The sequence below is a fragment of the Pseudomonas sp. GW821-FHT04D07 genome (genome assembly GCF_059420225.1).
Map to the genome: position 1 here is coordinate 94,022 of NZ_JBWKTH010000015.1, position 17,600 is coordinate 111,621.

Genomic DNA, 17,600 nt, shown 5'->3' on the forward strand with positions numbered 1-17,600 from the left:
CGGTGTCGGCTAGCCATTCGTTGATAGGAGCGTTCATGCGCGCTGTGACTCGTCATTCGCTCATCGCCGGCGTGCTGCTCGGCAGCCTGGGCGGACAGTTGGCCTGGGCCGCAGCGGCATCGCCGATCAAGCCCAAGGTCATGCTCATCACCATGTTCGCGCCGGAAGCGCAGGCCTGGATCGAGCGTCTGGCACTCAAGCATGAAGTTGCGGTGCCGGGCCTCAGCGCCGAGTACCCGAACATTCGCTGCAATGACCAGGACACCTGCCTGCTGGTGACCGGCATGGGCCAGACCAACGCGGCGGCCTCGACCCTGGCCCTGGCGTTGTCGCCGCAGTTCGACCTGCACCAGTCGTATTTCCTGATTGCCGGTATTGCCGGGATCAACCCGCACCAAGGCACCCTCGGTACGGCAGCCTGGGCCCACTACCTGGTGGAGTTCGGCACCCAGTGGGAACTGGATTCGCGGGATGCACCGAAAGACTGGCCCAGCGGCTATATCGGCATCAACACCCGTGGCCCGAACGAAAAGCCGCCGCTGGACTACAAGACCGAAGTCTTCGAGCTCAACCCCAAGTTGCAGGCCAAGGCCTTTGCCCTGTCGCGGCAGGTGAGCTTGAGCGAAAGCAAGGAATCCGCGGCCTGGCGGGTCAAATACCCGTATGCGCCGGCCAACCAGCCTCCGCTCGTGACCCAATGCGATACCCTGGCGGGCAATACCTGGTTTTCCGGGACGCGCCTGAGTGAGCGGGCCGAGGTCTGGACCCGCTTGCTGACGGATAACCAGGGCCTCTACTGCACCACCCAGCAGGAAGACAACTCCACCTACGAAGCCTTGCTCCGCGCGAGCAAGGCCGGGCGGGTGGATATCAACCGCCTGGCGGTGGTGCGTGCCGGCTCCGATTTCGACCGACCGTATCCCGGCTATAGCGAGGTCGACAACCTGCTGAAGTACACCGACCAGGGCGGCTTTGTCCCGGCCCTGGAGAACCTGTACCGGGCGGGCAACCCGTTGGTGCAGGCGATCCTCGGTAACTGGAAAGCCTGGGAACAGGGCGTTCCCGCGAACTGAGTGGTTCGTTGGGGCGTCAATGTTAAGCTTGGCGCCCACTGATCGCCCGGAGAACACTGACCATGCTCAAACCCCTGGCCCTGGCCTTGCTGTTGGCGTTCACCGCGTCGACGGCACAGGCCGAACTGCTTGCCGATATGCCGCTGACTTACCAGGCGCAGGCCAGTGCCGATACCCGCGACCAGCCATTGGTCATCTTCCTGCACGGTTATGGCAGCAACGAGGACGATCTGTTCGGGATCAAGGACGATCTGCCGACCAACTACACCGTGCTCTCGGTGCGTGGCCGCCTGGAAGTGAAGCAGGGGGGCTACCAGTGGTTTCACCAGAAGAGCGGGGCGCCGCAGTACGACGGCGAAAGCGACGATCTGCGCCTGAGCACCGCGGCCATCAGCGACTTTATCGCCCGGGTCACCGAGAAATACCATACCCGGCCTGGCAAGGTGTTCCTGGTGGGCTTCAGCCAGGGTGCGATGATGACCTATGAGGTTGCACTGCGGCATCCCGAGTTGCTGCGCGGTATCGCCCCCCTCAGTGGCCGGCTGCTGCCGGTGCTGCGCGCCGAGCTCAAGGGCGGGCCGAAGTACGCCGGACTGCAGGTCTTTATCGGTCACGGCACCGCCGATCCGCAGGTGCCTTACGTCGGTGCGACCGAGGCCTTGGGTGTATTGCAGGGCCTGTCCATCGCGCCGCAGTTTCACTCCTATCCCGGTGTCGGACACACCATCAGCGCGCTGGAAGTCGCTGACCTGAAAAACTGGATCAGCGCTTCGTTGAAACACTGAGCGTCTTTGTCCTCGCGATGTGCCGACTGCCCCCACGTGTTGTGTAGGCGAGGTGTTACCGGGACACCTTGCTTCACCTTTTTGGCGCGTTACTGCGCGCTTTTGTAGCAGTCGGCGGTCACGCCATCCCCTCCTGAAAGCGCCGGTTTCCGGCGAAAGCTCATGCCTGTCAACGCCTTGAGTTCATGCTCAGGAAACTGGCATGACTTATGCCTTTTTGTATCCATGGATAATTGGATACAAAAAGACAAAGGTGCCGACCCATGCAATTCGCCCCCGTTTACGTTGACCGTCAGCCCCAGACCGCCGAGGAGGAGGCTTATACCTTTCTGCTGGAAGCGATCTGTCGGGGTCGCTACCGCAAAGGTGAGCGGCTGGTCGCCGAGGACATCGCCAGTGAGATTGGCATGAGCCGGATGCCGGTGCGCGAGGCCTTTCGCCGCCTGGACGCCCAGGGCCTGGTGACCTTGCGGCCCAATCGCGGGGCGATTGTCAGCGGCCTGGAGTTCGACGAACTGCAGGAAGTCTTCGATATGCGCAGTGCCCTCGAAGGCCTGGCGATCCGTGTGGCCGTGCCGAGGATTGGTGAACGGCAACTGGCGGCCCTGGAGCGCATGCTCGACGGGATGGACGACTACCGCGACGACAGCGCCGAGTGGGTCAGTCGCCATCGGGCCTTCCATGAATACCTGTGCAGCCTCAGCGGCCGGCCACGGCTGATGAAGCAGATCTCGGCCCTGTATTCGCTGATCGAGGCGCCCATGCGCCTGTGGCTGCAACACAGCGAAAAGCCCTTGAGCGCCCGCCAGGAACACGCGGTGATCCTCGATGCGATTCGCCTGGGCGATGCCGCGCGGGCCGAAACCGTGGTGCGCGAACACATCGAAGGCACGGTGCCCGCGCTGATCAGCTTTCTGCAATCGGAAAAATAGAACCGGGTTCAAGCCCGGCCGTGTTTTGACTTCGAGTACTGCCCCCGTTATTGACGAACTGGAGTGTCTGGTCATGCATAAACGCCGCGTGTTGCTTGCTGCTGTATCCCTGGGGCTGCTGGTACAGGGGGTGCTCGCCGCGCCCCAGGTCCCGGAGCGATTGCAGAAGGTCGAGAAACTGACCTATTGCTCAGGGATGGATTCACCCCCGCTGGTGTCGTTCGACGAAGCTCAGAAGCCCAAGGGCCTGACCGTTGACCTGGGCCTGGAAATCGCCAAACGCCTGGGGGGCAAGAAAGTCGAGTGGCGGGTCATTCCGTTTTCCGGACTGCTCCCGGCGCTGCTGGCCCAACAGTGCGACCTGATCGTCGACCAACTGTTCGACAAGCCCGAACGGCGAGAGGTGATCGACATCGTCAACTACATGTATTCCAGTCAGTCGGTGGTGGTGCCCAAGGGCAACCCCAAACATATCAAGACCCTGGACGATCTCTCCGGGCACAAGGTGGCGGTGCTCAACGGCTCGACGATCAAGACCCTGCTCGACGCCGAGAACGACACGCTGGCCAAGACCGGCCAACCGCCGATGAAGCTGGTGGTCTATAACACCGATACCGATGCCTTCCAGGCCCTGCGTATCAGCCAGGTGGATGCCTACGGGACCACCGTGGAAACCGCCGGTTACTACGCCGCCATGGCGCCCGACCTGTTCGAGGAGGGCGTGCCGGCCTTCAGCCGGATTCTCACCGGCCTGGGGATGCGCAAGGACGATCCGCAACTGGGCAAGGCCGTGCAGCAGATCTTCAGTCGGCCGGCGCACCCGCGTACCCAAGCCTTTCTCAGCCGTGTGTTGTAAAACCAACCCTTGTTTGGAAGAGCCTTTGCCATGTTGAAATTTTCTGCCCACCAATACCCTTATCCGTCGCAGCGCCAGAGCGTGTTTGCCCGCCGTGGCATGGTGGCGGCCTCGCAACCCCTGGCCGCCGAAGCCGGTATCGAGATCATGCGCCAGGGCGGCAATGCCATTGACGCTGCCATCGCCACGGCGGCGGCGCTGACGGTGGTCGAGCCCACCGGCTGCGGCCTCGGCGGGGACGCCTTCGCGCTGGTCTGGTGCCAAGGCAAACTGCACGGCCTCAATGGCAACGGCCAGGCCCCGGCGGCGTTGAGCATCGACGAGGTCAAGGCGGCGGGACATGCGCAGATGCCGCTCTATGGCTGGACACCGGTGACCGTACCGGGTTGCCCGTCGGCCTGGGCCGAGTTGTCGAAACGCTTTGGCAAGCTGCCCTTTGCCGACCTGTTGCAGCCGGCCATCAGCCTGGCACGCGAGGGCTTCCCGGTATCCCCGGTCATCGCCTACAAATGGCAGCAGGCCCTGGCCGAGTTCGCTGCGCAGCGCGACGCCGTGCTCGAAGCCTGGTTCGAAACCTTCCTGATCGAGGGCCGCGCGCCCCAGGCCGGTGAGCTGTTCCGCAACCCGGCCCAGGCCCGGACCCTCGAAGAGCTGGCGGCGACGACTTGCGAAAGCCTGTATCGCGGCGAACTGGCCGCGCGCCTGGATGCCCATTCCCGCGCCACCGGCGGTTACCTGCGCAGCAGCGACCTGCAAGGTTATCGCGCGCAGTGGGTCGAACCGATCCATATCAACTACCGCGGCTATGACGTCTGGGAAATCCCCCCGAGCGGCCAGGGCCTGGTGGCACTGATGGCGTTGAAGATCCTCGAAGGCTTCCGTTTCGATCACCGCGACAGCCAACAGACCTGGCACCGCCAGTTGGAAGCCATGAAGCTGGCCTACAGTGATGGCCTGCACTACATCACCGATCCGTTGCATATGCGGATGGCGGTGGCGGACTTGCTCAGCGACGACTACAGCGCCCGGCGCCGCGGGCAGATCGGCGAGCAGGCGCAACCGCCCAAGCCTGGCGATCCCCATGCCAGCGGCACGGTGTACCTGGCCAGTGCCGATGCCGAAGGCAATATGGTCTCGTTTATCCAGAGCAACTACCACGGCTTCGGCTCCGGCGTGGTGCTGCCCGACAGCGGTATCGCCTTGCAGAACCGCGGACAGGAATTCAGCCTCGAGCCGAGCCACGCCAACTGCCTGGCACCTGGCAAGAAGACCTATCACACCATCATTCCCGGTTTTCTCAGCCAGGGCAGCGAACCCCTCGGCCCGTTCGGCGTGATGGGCGGTTACATGCAGCCGCAGGGTCATGTGCAGATGGTGATGAACCTGGTCGACTTCGGCCTCAACCCCCAGGCCGCCCTGGATGCGCCACGCTGGCAGTGGCTGGGGGAGATGAAGGTCGGCATCGAGCAGGGCGCTTCACGGGACCTGGCGACGGCCCTGGCACGGCGCGGTCACCAGGTGCAAATCGCCTGTGATTTGACCGAGTATGGGCGTGGTCAGATCATCCTGCGCGACCCGCTCAGCGGTGTGTTGTGTGGCGGTACCGAACCGCGTACCGATTCTCATATCGCTGTGTGGTAGAGGGGGATTCGACCTGCGCCGGTAACGCCGCGTCGGGATGGGCAGATTTCGTCGCAGGCGACATAATTACTTCCGACGTGCGGCCTCCGGTCGTTGTGCACCTGACCTCGTGGAGTCTCGAATGGCCTTGCTGGAACCTGCACTACCCACGGAAGTCAACGCTCGCTCCAGATTCCGCGCTTTATTCGTCCTTGCCCTGGTGGTGATCCTGACCGGTATCGGTGCCGGCCTGGGTGGCATGTTGCTGGCGATGTTGTTGCACGCGGTCCAGCACCTGGCGTATGGCTACGGACAGGACAGCCTCAGCAATCATGAAAGCTTCCTGATCGGCGTGAGCAGCGCTTCGACCTCGCGGCGGATCCTGGTCTTGATGCTCTGCGGCGTGGTGGCGGGCCTGGGCTGGTGGGCGATCTACCGGTTCGGTCGGCCATTGGTCGGCATCCGCAAAGCTGTCTCGGCCGATGCACCGACAATGCCGCCTGGGACCACCCTGTGCCATGCGCTGCTACAGATCATCACCGTTGCCCTGGGCTCACCGCTGGGCCGTGAAGTCGCACCGCGCGAGATTGGCGCCTTGCTGGGGGCCTGGTTATCGCGCAAGGCACGACTGGCCCCCGAGACCCACCGATTGCTGATTGCCTGTGGTGCGGGGGCCGGCTTGGCGGCGGTATACAACGTGCCGTTGGGCGGTGCGGTGTTCGCCCTGGAAGGGCTGATGGTGGTCTTCAGTTGGCCGGCGGCGACCATGGCCCTGGCAACGTCAGCCATTGCCGCCGCCGTGGCTTGGGTCGGATTGGGCGCGCAGGTGCAATACGTGGTGCCGAGCCTGGCACTGACACCCGGGCTGCTGGTCTGGTCGGTGCTGGCCGGGCCGCTCTTCGGGGGCGCCGCCTATGCTTTCGTGCAGTTGACTGGCCGAGCCCGCTTGCATGCCGCCCGTGGCTGGCACCTGCCAGTGTTGTCCCTGATCAATTTCACCCTGATCGGCTGCGTGGCGGTCTATCTACCCCAGGTGTTGGGCAACGGTAAAGGGCCGGCGCAGTTGGGCTTTGACGGTGAATTGGGCCTGGGGCTGGCGGCGGCCCTGTTGCTAGCCAAGCTGCTGGTGACCTGCGGCAGCTTGCGTGCAGGGGCCGAAGGCGGGTTGCTGACGCCCGCATTGGCGATCGGGGCGTTGATGGCTATTCTGCTGGGTGGGTTATGGAGCCTGGCCTGGCCAGGTATAGCGCTGGGGGCCTTCGCCATTGTCGGCGCGGCGGCGTTCCTGGGGGCGTCCATGAGCATGCCGATCACCGCTATTGTACTGGTGGCGGAGTTCACCCGGATCGACCACGATTTCCTGGTGCCGATCATTCTCGCGGTAGTGGGGGCGGTGTGCATGAACCGATTGTGCAACAGGATCGGCACGTCGACGCATTAGATTGGGGTGGCGCTGCGATGTTCCATCTTGCATATGTGCGGCCTGTCACCTACACCTAAAATGCTCTCCGGCAACAATCGGCTTAATCGTGCCGCATTGCCGAATTCTACACGAGCTAGTCGCGCTTGAGGTTTCAAGTCTGTTCAGATGCTCCGCGTAACACTGTCAATCGAATTCTGGGGGGGCCATGGATATGGATTTACAGGCAACAAGAGCCCCTCATCCACACCCACGGCGACTCGGATGGATTGGCACCACGGCGCTGGCAATGGGGGGCAGTAACCAGAGCCTCTTCCTGATCGCGGCGCTCTTTGTCGGGCAGGGCGCAATACCCGGCCAGGGCAGCGCGGCCGTACCTCTCCTGATTGTCGGCCTGTTACTCAGCTACGCGGCCGCGCCTGGCTGGACTGAACTGGCGCTGATGTCGCCCAATCGGGTCGGCGGAATTGCCGCCAGTTGCGCGGAGGCGTTCAAACCGTACAACCCGATGCTCTCGACCATCACGGGCGTGTGCTACTGGTGGGGCTGGGTTCCGACTTGCGGACTGACGGCGATCTTTTCGGCGTCGGCCATCAAGCAGTGGTATCTGCCGGACGTATCGGTAACGGAGCTCGCCTGCACACTGGTCATACTCTTCATGCTGGTGAATCTGTGTGGGATCAAATGGACCACACGGGTGGCGACACCGGTAGCCACCGCTTCCGCGTTGCTGGCTTTTATATCCTCCCTCGCGCCGATTCTCACCAGTCAGGTCGACTGGCACCAGGCGAGCGACTTTCACCTTAGCGTGCCATTCCCCGGATGGTTCGGCGATCTGACCTCGCTGATGGCGGGCCTTTACCTGGTCGGCTTCGCCGCTCCCGCATTCGAGGCGGCGACCTGTCACGTCGGCGAAACCGTCGACCAGAATCGCAATGTGCCGCGCGCGATGCTCGCCAGTGCGTTGATGGCGGCGGTGTATTTCGCGGTACTGCCCGTCGTCTGGCTGGGCGCGCTCGGCCCCGCGTCGCTTGGCGACGACCTGGCCCTGACGCTGGGCCCGACCTTCACGCCGATCTTCGGCAGCGCCGCGAAGGCGATGGCCATCTGGTTCATGATGTTCAACATGTTCCACGGTACCCTCCAACCGCTGGCGGGCGCTTCGCGCACGCTGGCGCAGCTCGCCGAAGATGGACTGGCGCCCAGGTTCCTGGCGCTGCGGATCCGCACCGATGCACCATGGGCCGCCACGCTGGTGACTGCCGGCGTGTCGATCGGCTTGTTGCTGATTGGCGATCCGATTTGGTTGATCGCGGCAGCGAACTTCAATTATCTGATTGCCATTTCGCTGGCAAGTGTCGCCGTGTGGCTGTTGCGTCGTGATGCGCCTGACGCGCTTCGGCCATACCGGGCGCCGCGCGGCATGATTGGCCTGGGTCTTGTCGCCGCGGCAGGCTGGGGAGCATCGACGCTCTTCGGTTTCGAGCAGTTCGGCCTGCCGACCGTGGTGTTCGGGCTGGCCATGGCCTATTCCGGTGCGGCGTTGTTCGCCTGGCGCAAGATCGAGGATCGTCGGCTACAAGGCCTGCCACCGTTCAGCCCGACGCTGCACGTGAAACTCACCGGCGCGATGTTGGCTGTGCTCGCCATGGACGGAGCCGGCTATATCCTGGCGATCGGCGAGATCCCCGACCAGCACGGAGCGTTTGTGACCGCCCTGGAGGACATCTTCGTCGCGGTAGCGATCCTGACGATCACGGTCGGGATTGTGTTGCCGGGGATGATTGCCCACTCGGCCGAACGGGTCAGTACATCCGCCCGGCGACTCGCGCTCGGCACACTGAAGGATTTTTCCGATGCCATGAGTGCGTTGGGGAGGGGTAATATTGACGAGGCTCATGCCCACTTTTCGCTCGAACCCTTGCAAATCCACTCAAGGGACGAATTGGGGCGGATGACTGAGAGTTTCAACCTGCTTCAGGCCGAGATCGGCATTGCCGCGGTGGGGCTGGACGGTGCCCGCGAAGGGTTGAGACGCGCGCGCAGCGACTTGACCAACGCCAATCTGGATCTGCAGCGGGCGCGCGATGGCCTTGAGGAACGCGTACGCGAGCGCACCAATGAGCTGCAGCGGGCCAATCGGGCCAAGTCGACGTTCCTGGCCAATATGAGCCATGAGTTGAGGACCCCGCTGAGCGCCATTCTGGGTTACGGGCAGTTGCTCAAGCGGGACGTCACCCTGGGCGAACGGCAGACAAACGCGGTAAACATAATCCAGCAAAGTGGCGAACATTTGCTGATGTTGATTACGGATATCCTCGATCTGGCCAAGATTGAATCCGGCAAGCTTGAGCTCTGTCCCTGTGTCGTCGATTTACCGAATACCCTGTCGGGGGTGGTCGACATCGTTCGCATCAAGAGCGAGGAAAAGGGACTCACCTGTCTCCTCGAGGTCGCACCGGATCTGCCCCGGTATGTGCAAGGCGACGACAAACGCTTGCGCCAGGTGCTGCTCAACCTGCTCAGCAACGCGGTCAAGTTCACTGATCATGGGCATGTAGGCCTGCATATCACCTTGCTATCACCCTCCGAAGGAGATGTATGCCTGAGGTTCGAGGTCCGCGATACCGGCGTGGGCATCGCGCAGGACAAGCAGCAAACCATTTTTGAACCTTTCGAGCAGGTAGGCGAAGTGCAGAGTCGCTCCGGTGGGACCGGCCTGGGTTTGAGCATTAGTCGACAACTGATCCGCTTGATGGGCGGTGAAATCAGCGTCAAAAGTCAGTCTGGCGATGGCAGCAGCTTCTGGTTCGACCTCTCGCTGCCGGTGGTTGATGCGCCCATGACCAAGCCCATTGAAAATGGCCATCTACCGCAGAAAATCGCCGCGCACCCGCAGTTGGATGGGATTGTCGAGGGCGCGATAGCCGAACCGCTTCCTTCGCTCGCTCAAGGTCTGGAGCCATGGGTCATTCCGGCAGGCTCGGAAATGGAACGTCTGCACGCCTTGGCTCTGGCCGGAAACATGCGCGGCATCAAACAGTGGGCCGGCGAACTCGCCGCGCATGACGCGCAATATCAGCCGTTCGCGGAAAAACTGCAGAAGCTGGCACAAGGCTTTCAGTCCGAGGCTATCGTAAGGCTTGTTGATACCTGCATGAACCCCACGCCGGTGGCCGAATGACAGATTTCCCCATGACACCTGAAATCGCCGAACAGACAGTCTTGGTGGTCGACGACACGCCGGCCAACCTTGCGCTGGCGGTTAATTTCCTGGAGGAGCACGATTTCAAGGTGCTGGTCGCGCAGGGCGGCGAAGAGGCCGTCAAACGAGCCCAGTTGATCATTCCCGATCTGATTCTGCTCGATGTGATGATGCCGGGCATCAACGGTTTCGAAACCTGCCGACGCCTGAAAGCAATCGATCTGACGCGCGAGATCCCGGTGATTTTCATGACCGCGCTGGCCGATCTCCACGACAAAGTCGCCGGATTTGCCGCCGGTGGCGTCGACTACCTGACCAAACCCTTTCAGGTTGAGGAACTCTTGGCCCGGGTCAAGACGCATCTGGCGTTGCAGGCAATCAAGCGGCAACTTGCCGCGCAAAACACCCAGTTGAGACAGGAATCGGCGGTGCGTATCCAGGCCGAAGAGAATCTGCGGGGTATCGTGGCGGAACAGCAGACCATTCTCGAAAACGCCTCAGTTGGTATAGCATTTCTCAAGAACCGTCGGATTGTTCGTTGCAATCACACCTTTGCAACGATGTTCGGATATCGGATCGATGAGTTGATCGGTTCATCGACGCGTTCGCTGCATGTTTCAGAGGAAGCATTCCAAAACCTCGGAAAGCACATCTCAGCAGCCATCGAGGTGGGTAAAACCCACGCGATCGACATTCGACTCCGGCGTCGCGATGACAGTTTCTTTTGGGCCGAATCCATAGTGACGGCGGTTGACCCGTCCGACTTGAGCAGTGGAGCGATCTGGCTTGCACACGACATTGATGCGCGCAAGCGGGCGGAATCCCTGCGTGCCGAACAAGGTCGCGCACTCGAAATGATTGCGTCTGGCTCCCCGCTGGAACAGGTTCTGGACAGCATCACCCAGCTTCTCGAGTCCCAATCCGAAGGGGCGATGGGCTCGATTCAATTGCTCGACGATGACGGCCTGCACCTGCGGCACGTTTCCACCGGGCGGCTTCCAGAGGCCTATGCCAGGGCCATCAACGGCATTGCCATCGGTCCCCGGGCCGCCTCTTTTGGCACGGCGGTCTATCGCCGCGAGCCGGTCGCCGTGGCCAATATCCAGGACAACCCACTGTGGGCCGATTACCGCGAATTGGTCGCCCCGTTTGGTTTCACGACCGTCTGGTCGTGGCCGATCCTGTCACGTGAAGGCCAGGTGCTTGGCGCACTTTCACTGTATGGAGCGCAAGGCCGTGAGCCCACCAAGCCAGATATCCAGCTCGTCGAAATGGCGCTCCGAATCGCCAGCATTGCGGTCGAACACAAGCGCGCGGAAGAGCGCATCAAGTATATGGCACACCACGACATACTGACGGGCCTACCCAACCGCACCTTGCTCAAGGATCGTCTTGACCAGGCCATTTTGCATGGCCAGCGCTACGCTCGCTTCGTCACGATAGTCTTTATCGACCTGGACAATTTCAAGTTGATCAATGACAGTCTTGGTCACAACGTCGGCGACGAACTGCTGAAAATCATCGCGCGGCGAATGGAGCAGTGCATACGCCGTGCCGATACGGTGGTGCGGTTGGGCGGCGACGAATTCGTGATCATCCTGTTCGATCAACCGACCCAAACAGAGACCATTGCCGGCGTGATCCAGAAAATCATGGATACGGTCTCGCAGAGAACCATGGTTGCTACCCATCAGATCGATATAACGTGCAGCATGGGCATTTCCACTTTTCCCCACGATGGTAATGATACGAATACCTTGTTGATGAACGCGGATGCCGCCATGTATCTCGCCAAGGAGCAAGGTCGCAACAATTTTCAGTTTTTCACTCCAGCGTTGAATGCCAGGATTCGTGATCGGCTGGTGATGCAGGAAGGACTTCGAAATGCCATCGCCCGTAATGAATTCCTGCTGCTGTACCAACCGCAGGTCGATCTGCAAACACACCGTATCATCGGGGTCGAAGCATTGATTCGCTGGCAGCACCCGCAGTTGGGTTTGATCACGCCGGAACACTTCATCGCACTGGCGGAAGAAACCGGACTGATTGTGCCGATCGGCGACTGGGTGCTGCGAACTGCCTGTAAACAGAACAAAGACTGGCAGTTGCGAGGATTTCCGCCCAGCACCGTTTCGGTGAACGTATCTGCGCGTCAGTTCAGGGAAAAAAATCTGATCGCGCGTGTCACCCATGCATTACAGGAAAGCAAACTGGAAGCTCGTTATCTCGAACTGGAACTCACCGAAAGTCTGATCATGCAGGATATCGGGCAGGCTATCGCGACCATGAATCAACTCAACCAGATGGGCGTCGGGCTCTCGATTGATGACTTCGGCACCGGTTACTCCAGTCTGAGTGCACTGAAAAACTTTCCGATCATGCGACTGAAAATCGATAAATCGTTCGTCCGCGACATCCACACCGATCCGGCTGACGCAGCCATCGCCAAAGCGGTGATCACCTTGGGTCATCAACTGAATCTCAAGGTCATAGCCGAGGGGGTCGAAACCGACGATCAACTCAGGTTCCTGCGCAATAACCTGTGCGATGAAATGCAGGGCTATCACTTCAGCAAGCCTGTTTCACCGCAAGAACTCGAAAAACTTCTTTCCGTGGGTACGAAGACGGTTTTGTAAGCGCCGCGGTCTTGCGGTGAATGGCCGCTTGCAGCGGTTCGCGAGCAAGCTCTGCGCCTACAGGTCTCGCGGCGCGGCAACGGGCCGCAAGCCGCTGGCGAGGATCCTGCTGGCTCTCTTGGCCTTGGCCAGACCATCGGGATCGCCGTTCAACAGACCTTGCAGCGCACTGGCACACAGCCGCGACTGGAAGTCATCGCGCCCGGCGAATTGCTGATGCAGCAGCTCGACCCCTTGCAGGGCCATGGCCAGGATCGCCTCGACGCCGCCCGGGCCCTGGATCGAACTGATCATCACATGCCGCAGGGCCTTCTTGTACTGGCTCTGGGTGTGGATTGCGTCGATATCGACGCCGCTACCGGCAAAGACCTTCTCCAGCAGCCCACGTATGGCGGTGTCCTGGAGAAAGGGCTCGCCGCAATCATCCTCGAACACCAAACCCTTGGCGGTGAGGGTGACCCCCGTGCTGTGCTCTGTCATGCGGGCTCCTTGTAGCTCACGGCAGATGGGCAGTTTGCAGCCAAGCCGGCGATCAGACAAATGAAAAGCGCTCGGAAAAGTGCTACTCATCGTGACTGTTCAGTAATCGCAGGCAGCGCTGCAACACGTCCGAGACATCGCCGGCTCGGTAACTGACCACGATCGGCGAGGTGATGCTGCTGTCCTGCAACGACGTATAGCCGATGTCATCCCGATGCAGGCGCTGTACCGAGGCTGGGACCAGGGCAATGCCGACCCCGGCGGCCACCAGGCCAATGGTAGTCTGCAGTTCGTTGGCCATCTGCGCCACGTGGATACTCAGGCCATGCCCGGCGAACACCCCCAGGACATGGTCGGCATAGCTCGGACGCGGACTGGCGGGGTAGAGGATAAACGGCTGCGCGGCCAGTTCCTCCAGGCTGACCGCCCGCCCGAGCAGCGGGTGCCCGGCCGGCAACGCCGCGACCAGGGGGTCCTGCCTGAGGACCTTCTGGACAATGGCCGGGTCATCGAACAGCATCCGGCCAAAGCCGATATCGATCCGCCCGCTTTTCAGCGCTTCCAGTTGCTGCAGGGTAATCAGCTCCGACAGGCCCAGTTCGATATCGCCGAAACCGCGCAGGCGGCGGATCAGGTCGGGCAGGGCGCCATACAGGGTCGACGGCGCGAAGCCGATACCCAGCCAGCGCTTGCGGCCGCTGGCCACCCGGCGGGTGTCGGCGCAGACCCGCTCCAGCTGTTCGAGCAACTGGCTGGAATGCTCCTGGAAAAAGCGCCCGGCCTCGGTCAGGCGCAACGGCCGCGAACGCTCCAGCAGTGGAACCCCCAACTCATCCTCCAATTGCTGGATCTGCCGGCTGAGGGGCGGCTGGGCGATGTTCAACTGCTCGGCGGCGCGGGTGAAGTTCAAGGTCTGGGCGAGCACCTTGAAATAGCGCAAATGACGAAGCTCCACGATACCTCCTGGGTATGAAGCGAGACTTATTCAATATTGGACCGGCGCCGCCTTGGGCGTCAATCATGGCTCAAAGACAAACACCACGTAGATGGATACGCCATGAGCGCTGTAGTAATCGAACACTTCGATACCCAGATTGTCGATTTACCGACCATTCGCCCGCACAAGCTGGCAATGCACACCATGCACGGCCAGACGCTGGTCATCCTGCGCATCCGCTGCAGCGACGGTATCGTCGGCATCGGCGAGGCCACCACCATCGGTGGCCTGGCGTATGCCGGGGAAAGCCCGGAAAGCATCAAGATCAACCTCGATACCTGGTTCGCTCCGCTGTTGATCGGCCAGGAGGCGAGCAATGTCAATGCGGCCATGCAGCGGGTCGACCGGGCCATTCGCGGCAACACCTTCGCCCGCTCGGCGGTGGAGACCGCTTTGCTCGACGCCCAGGGCAAACGTCTCGGTCTGCCACTGGCCGAACTGCTCGGTGGCCGCTTGCGTGACGGTGTCGAAGTGGCCTGGACCCTGGCCAGCGGCGACACCGGCAAGGACATCGAGGAAGCCGAGCGGATGCTCGACTTGCGTCGCCATCGTCATTTCAAACTGAAGATCGGTGCCGGCGAACCCGCTCGGGACATCGCCCATGTGGCGGCGATCAAACGCGCCCTGGGCGACCGCGCCAGCGTGCGGGTGGACATCAACCAGGCCTGGAGCGAAGCCGTGGCGGTGCAGGCCTGTCGCCGACTGGCCGAGGCCGGGGTCGAACTGATCGAGCAGCCGTTGTCTCGGCATGATCGTGCCGGCATGGTGCGCCTGAGTGCCCACAGCCCGATCCCGCTGATGGCCGATGAAGCCATCGAGTCGGTGCAGGATAGCTTTGCCCTGGCACAAATGGGCGCCGCGAGTATTTTTGCCTTGAAGATCGCCAAGACCGGTGGCCCACGCGCCGTGTTGCGCACGGCCGCGATTGCCGAGGCGGCGGGCATCGGCCTGTACGGCGGGACCATGCTCGAAGGCAGTATCGGCACCCTGGCGGCCGCGCACGCCTTTGCCACCCTCGACAAGCTGGAGTGGCACACCGAGCTGTTCGGCCCGCTGTTGCTGACCGAGGACATCCTGATCGAACCACCGACCTATCGTGATTTCCAGTTGCTGATCCCGAAAACCCCCGGGCTCGGCCTGACACTCGATGAAGCACGCCTGGCGCGCTTTGCCCGCCACTGACTTGAACCGAGAGGACCTTCGCACCATGCTTTTTCACGTCCGCATGACCGTCAAACTGCCTACCGACATGCCCGCCGAGCAGGCCGCGCAGCTCAAGGCCGAGGAGCGCGAACTGGCCCAGCGCCTGCAACGCGAAGGCAGCTGGCGGCACCTTTGGCGCATCGCCGGCTTGTATGCCAATGTCAGTGTCTTCGATGTGCCGGATGCCCAGGCGCTGCACGACACCTTGATGCAACTGCCGCTTTATCCCTATATGGAGATTGAGGTCATGGCGCTGTGCAGGCACCCCTCTTCGGTCCACGCCGACGACCGCTGAATCCGGGTTTTCCAAGGTTTGTATCCACAAGAACAATGATGAGGAACTCCAGCATGACCGTTCGTATTTCCCAAACCGCCGAAGTCCAGAGCTTCTTCGAAGGTGCCGCCGGCCTTGACCAACCGGCTGGTAGTCCGCGGGTGAAGCAGATTGTCCATCGGGTGCTGACCGACAGCATCCGTCTGATCGAAGACCTGCGGATCTCGCCTGAAGAGTTCTGGAAGGCGGTGAACTACCTGAACGAATTGGGCAGTCGCCAGGAGGCCGGGCTGTTGGTGGCCGGCCTGGGCCTGGAACATTATCTCGACTTGCTGCTGGATGCCGAAGACGAGCAGGCCGGCCATGTCGGCGGCACCCCGCGGACCATCGAAGGGCCGTTGTATGTGGCCGGCGCGCCACTCTGCGAGGAGCAGGCCCGACTCGATGACGGCCGTGATCCGGGCACCGTGCTGTTCATGCGCGGCCAGGTTCGTGACCTCGAAGGCAAGCCGCTGGCCCATGCGCTTGTCGATGTCTGGCACGCCAACACCGGTGGCACCTATTCGTACTTCGACCCCGCGCAATCGGAGTTCAACCTGCGTCGGCGGATCCGTACCGACGCCGAAGGTCGCTATCGCTTCCAGAGCATCGTGCCTTCCGGCTACGGCTGCCCGCCGGATGGCCCGACCCAGCAGTTGCTCGATCAACTGGGCCGGCACGGCCAGCGCCCGGCGCATATCCACTTCTTCATTTCCGCCGCGGGTCACCGTCACCTGACCACGCAGATCAACCTGGCCGGCGACCCGTACCTGCACGATGACTTTGCCTATGCCACCCGCGACGAGTTGATTGCCGAAATCGTCTTCAAGGACGATGCGAACGGCCGGCATGCCGAGATCGACTTCGATTTTGCCTTGCAGTCGACCGACGCCGCCAAGGAGCAGGACAAGCGTGAGCGGGTGAGGGCCCTCGAAGCCTGACGCTCGCCGCGTTCCGGCGTGACAGGTCCCGCGTGCGTCTGCCCGCGGGACTTTTGTCGTTACGCCAGCCTTGAATAGAAAAACAAGAGAGGCTTATTCCATGACCACCTTGTTGAGCGAGCGCAGCCGGATCTTCGAACAGGCCGACGCCCACGCTGTCTCCGAGTATGTCAACCAACACGTTGGCAGCCATTGCATTCGCTTGCCGCCCAAGGGCCGCCCACAGGCGAGTATCAAGCACCGGACCTTCTCCAGCCTCGACCTCTGCCGCATCAGCTACGGTGCCCGGGTCCAGGTGATGTCACCGGCCCTGGAAAGCATCTATCACCTGCAGATCCTGCTGAGCGGGCATTGTCGTTCGAGCTTCCGGGGCGCGGAACGGATCTACACGCCGGGCGAAATCCTGCTGATCAACCCCGATGACCCGGTGGACCTGACCTACTCGGCCGATTGCGAGAAGTTCATCGTCAAGCTGCCGGTGCGCTTGCTGGAAAATGCCTGCCTGGAGCAGCACTGGTTGTTGCCGCGCCAGGGCATCCGCTTCGACAGCGAGCGCCGCGACCTGGCCGGGCTCGAGGGCTTCGTGCCGTTGCTGGCGCTGATCTGTCACGAAGCCGAGCACTGTGCGGCGCCCGAGGTGCAGGTGCTGTATGAGCGCATAGTCGCCAGCAAGCTGCTGGGCCTGCTGGCGAGCAATGTCCGGCGGGTCAGCCCCGAGGCTGAGGAAAGCGGTGGCTTCGAGGCGGTACGCCAGTTTATCGAGGCGCATCTGCGCGACGAGATTGGCATCGCGCAATTACGCGAGGTGGCGCGGGTCAGCGAGCGTTCCCTGTACTTGCTGTTCGAGCGCCATGTCGGCCTCTCGCCCCGTGACTATGTACGCCAACGCAAGCTGGAGCGGGTGCATGCGATGCTGCAGTTGCCGGGCGCCCGTAGCGTCACTGAAGTGGCCCTGGACCATGGTTTTGTCCATCTGGGGCGCTTTTCCGAAACCTATCGCAAACGCTTTGGCGAGCTGCCCTCGCAGACCTGGCGTCGGCGCCAGGAGGCGCTTGCGCTGAACGGATAGCGATTTGCAGGGGGCGGATATTGTCGCGGGCAGGGCAGGCATAAGGTGAGGGCGCCTGAGACAAGAACAA

General features: G+C 62.0%; 14 protein-coding genes. 12 read left to right on the top strand and 2 right to left on the bottom strand.

The annotated features are described in order from the left end of the window. Positions 1–35: 35 nt before the first annotated feature. From AC07T0_RS18510 to AC07T0_RS18545, 8 genes are all read left to right on the top strand, one after another. Positions 36–1,073, top strand: a complete 1,038-nt coding sequence (locus AC07T0_RS18510) for a purine-nucleoside phosphorylase (RefSeq protein ID WP_495002575.1) — start codon at positions 36–38, stop codon at positions 1,071–1,073. Positions 1,074–1,135: 62 nt separating this feature from the next. Next, on the top strand, positions 1,136–1,858 hold the full coding sequence (locus AC07T0_RS18515) for an alpha/beta hydrolase (RefSeq protein WP_495002576.1): 723 nt from the start codon (positions 1,136–1,138) through the stop codon (positions 1,856–1,858). A gap of 263 nt (positions 1,859–2,121) precedes the next feature. Beyond that, positions 2,122–2,790 (top strand): GntR family transcriptional regulator, encoded by a 669-nt coding sequence (locus AC07T0_RS18520; protein WP_495002577.1) that lies wholly within the window; start codon positions 2,122–2,124, stop codon positions 2,788–2,790. A gap of 73 nt (positions 2,791–2,863) precedes the next feature. Next, positions 2,864–3,646 (top strand): ABC transporter substrate-binding protein, encoded by a 783-nt coding sequence (locus tag AC07T0_RS18525; protein WP_495002578.1) that lies wholly within the window; start codon positions 2,864–2,866, stop codon positions 3,644–3,646. 30 nt (positions 3,647–3,676) lie between these two features. Then, on the top strand, positions 3,677–5,287 hold the full coding sequence (locus tag AC07T0_RS18530; protein ID WP_495002579.1) for a gamma-glutamyltransferase family protein: 1,611 nt from the start codon (positions 3,677–3,679) through the stop codon (positions 5,285–5,287). 121 nt (positions 5,288–5,408) lie between these two features. Continuing rightward, on the top strand, positions 5,409–6,707 hold the full coding sequence (locus AC07T0_RS18535; RefSeq protein WP_495002580.1) for a chloride channel protein: 1,299 nt from the start codon (positions 5,409–5,411) through the stop codon (positions 6,705–6,707). 187 nt (positions 6,708–6,894) lie between these two features. Then, positions 6,895–9,870 carry an APC family permease gene (locus AC07T0_RS18540; RefSeq protein WP_495002581.1) on the top strand — a complete coding sequence of 992 codons (2,976 nt, stop codon included), beginning with the start codon at positions 6,895–6,897 and terminating at the stop codon, positions 9,868–9,870. An 11-nt stretch (positions 9,871–9,881) separates the two neighbouring features. After that, positions 9,882–12,527: an EAL domain-containing protein gene (locus AC07T0_RS18545; protein ID WP_495002582.1), complete on the top strand. Its 2,646-nt coding sequence runs from the start codon at positions 9,882–9,884 to the stop codon at positions 12,525–12,527. 57 nt (positions 12,528–12,584) lie between these two features. Here the strand turns inward: AC07T0_RS18545 and AC07T0_RS18550 are convergent, their stop codons facing one another. Together AC07T0_RS18550 and AC07T0_RS18555 are read right to left on the bottom strand one after the other, a co-directional pair. Then, positions 12,585–13,007: a hypothetical protein gene (locus AC07T0_RS18550; protein ID WP_495002583.1), complete on the bottom strand. Its 423-nt coding sequence runs from the start codon at positions 13,005–13,007 to the stop codon at positions 12,585–12,587. A gap of 82 nt (positions 13,008–13,089) precedes the next feature. Beyond that, positions 13,090–13,962 (bottom strand): LysR family transcriptional regulator, encoded by an 873-nt coding sequence (locus AC07T0_RS18555; RefSeq protein WP_495002584.1) that lies wholly within the window; start codon positions 13,960–13,962, stop codon positions 13,090–13,092. A 102-nt stretch (positions 13,963–14,064) separates the two neighbouring features. Here AC07T0_RS18555 and AC07T0_RS18560 point away from each other — a divergent pair, with 102 nt between their 5' ends. The 4 genes from AC07T0_RS18560 (at position 14,065) to AC07T0_RS18575 (ending at position 17,530) form a co-directional block, all read left to right on the top strand. Continuing rightward, positions 14,065–15,186: a muconate cycloisomerase family protein gene (locus tag AC07T0_RS18560; RefSeq protein WP_495002585.1), complete on the top strand. Its 1,122-nt coding sequence runs from the start codon at positions 14,065–14,067 to the stop codon at positions 15,184–15,186. 25 nt (positions 15,187–15,211) lie between these two features. Next, complete coding sequence (gene catC / locus AC07T0_RS18565) at positions 15,212–15,502, top strand: muconolactone Delta-isomerase (RefSeq protein WP_495002586.1); 291 nt, start codon at positions 15,212–15,214, stop codon at positions 15,500–15,502. Between the two features lie 53 nt (positions 15,503–15,555). Next, complete coding sequence (gene catA / locus AC07T0_RS18570) at positions 15,556–16,461, top strand: catechol 1,2-dioxygenase (RefSeq protein WP_495002587.1); 906 nt, start codon at positions 15,556–15,558, stop codon at positions 16,459–16,461. A 100-nt stretch (positions 16,462–16,561) separates the two neighbouring features. Beyond that, on the top strand, positions 16,562–17,530 hold the full coding sequence (locus tag AC07T0_RS18575) for an AraC family transcriptional regulator (protein WP_495002588.1): 969 nt from the start codon (positions 16,562–16,564) through the stop codon (positions 17,528–17,530). Positions 17,531–17,600 lie beyond the last annotated feature (70 nt).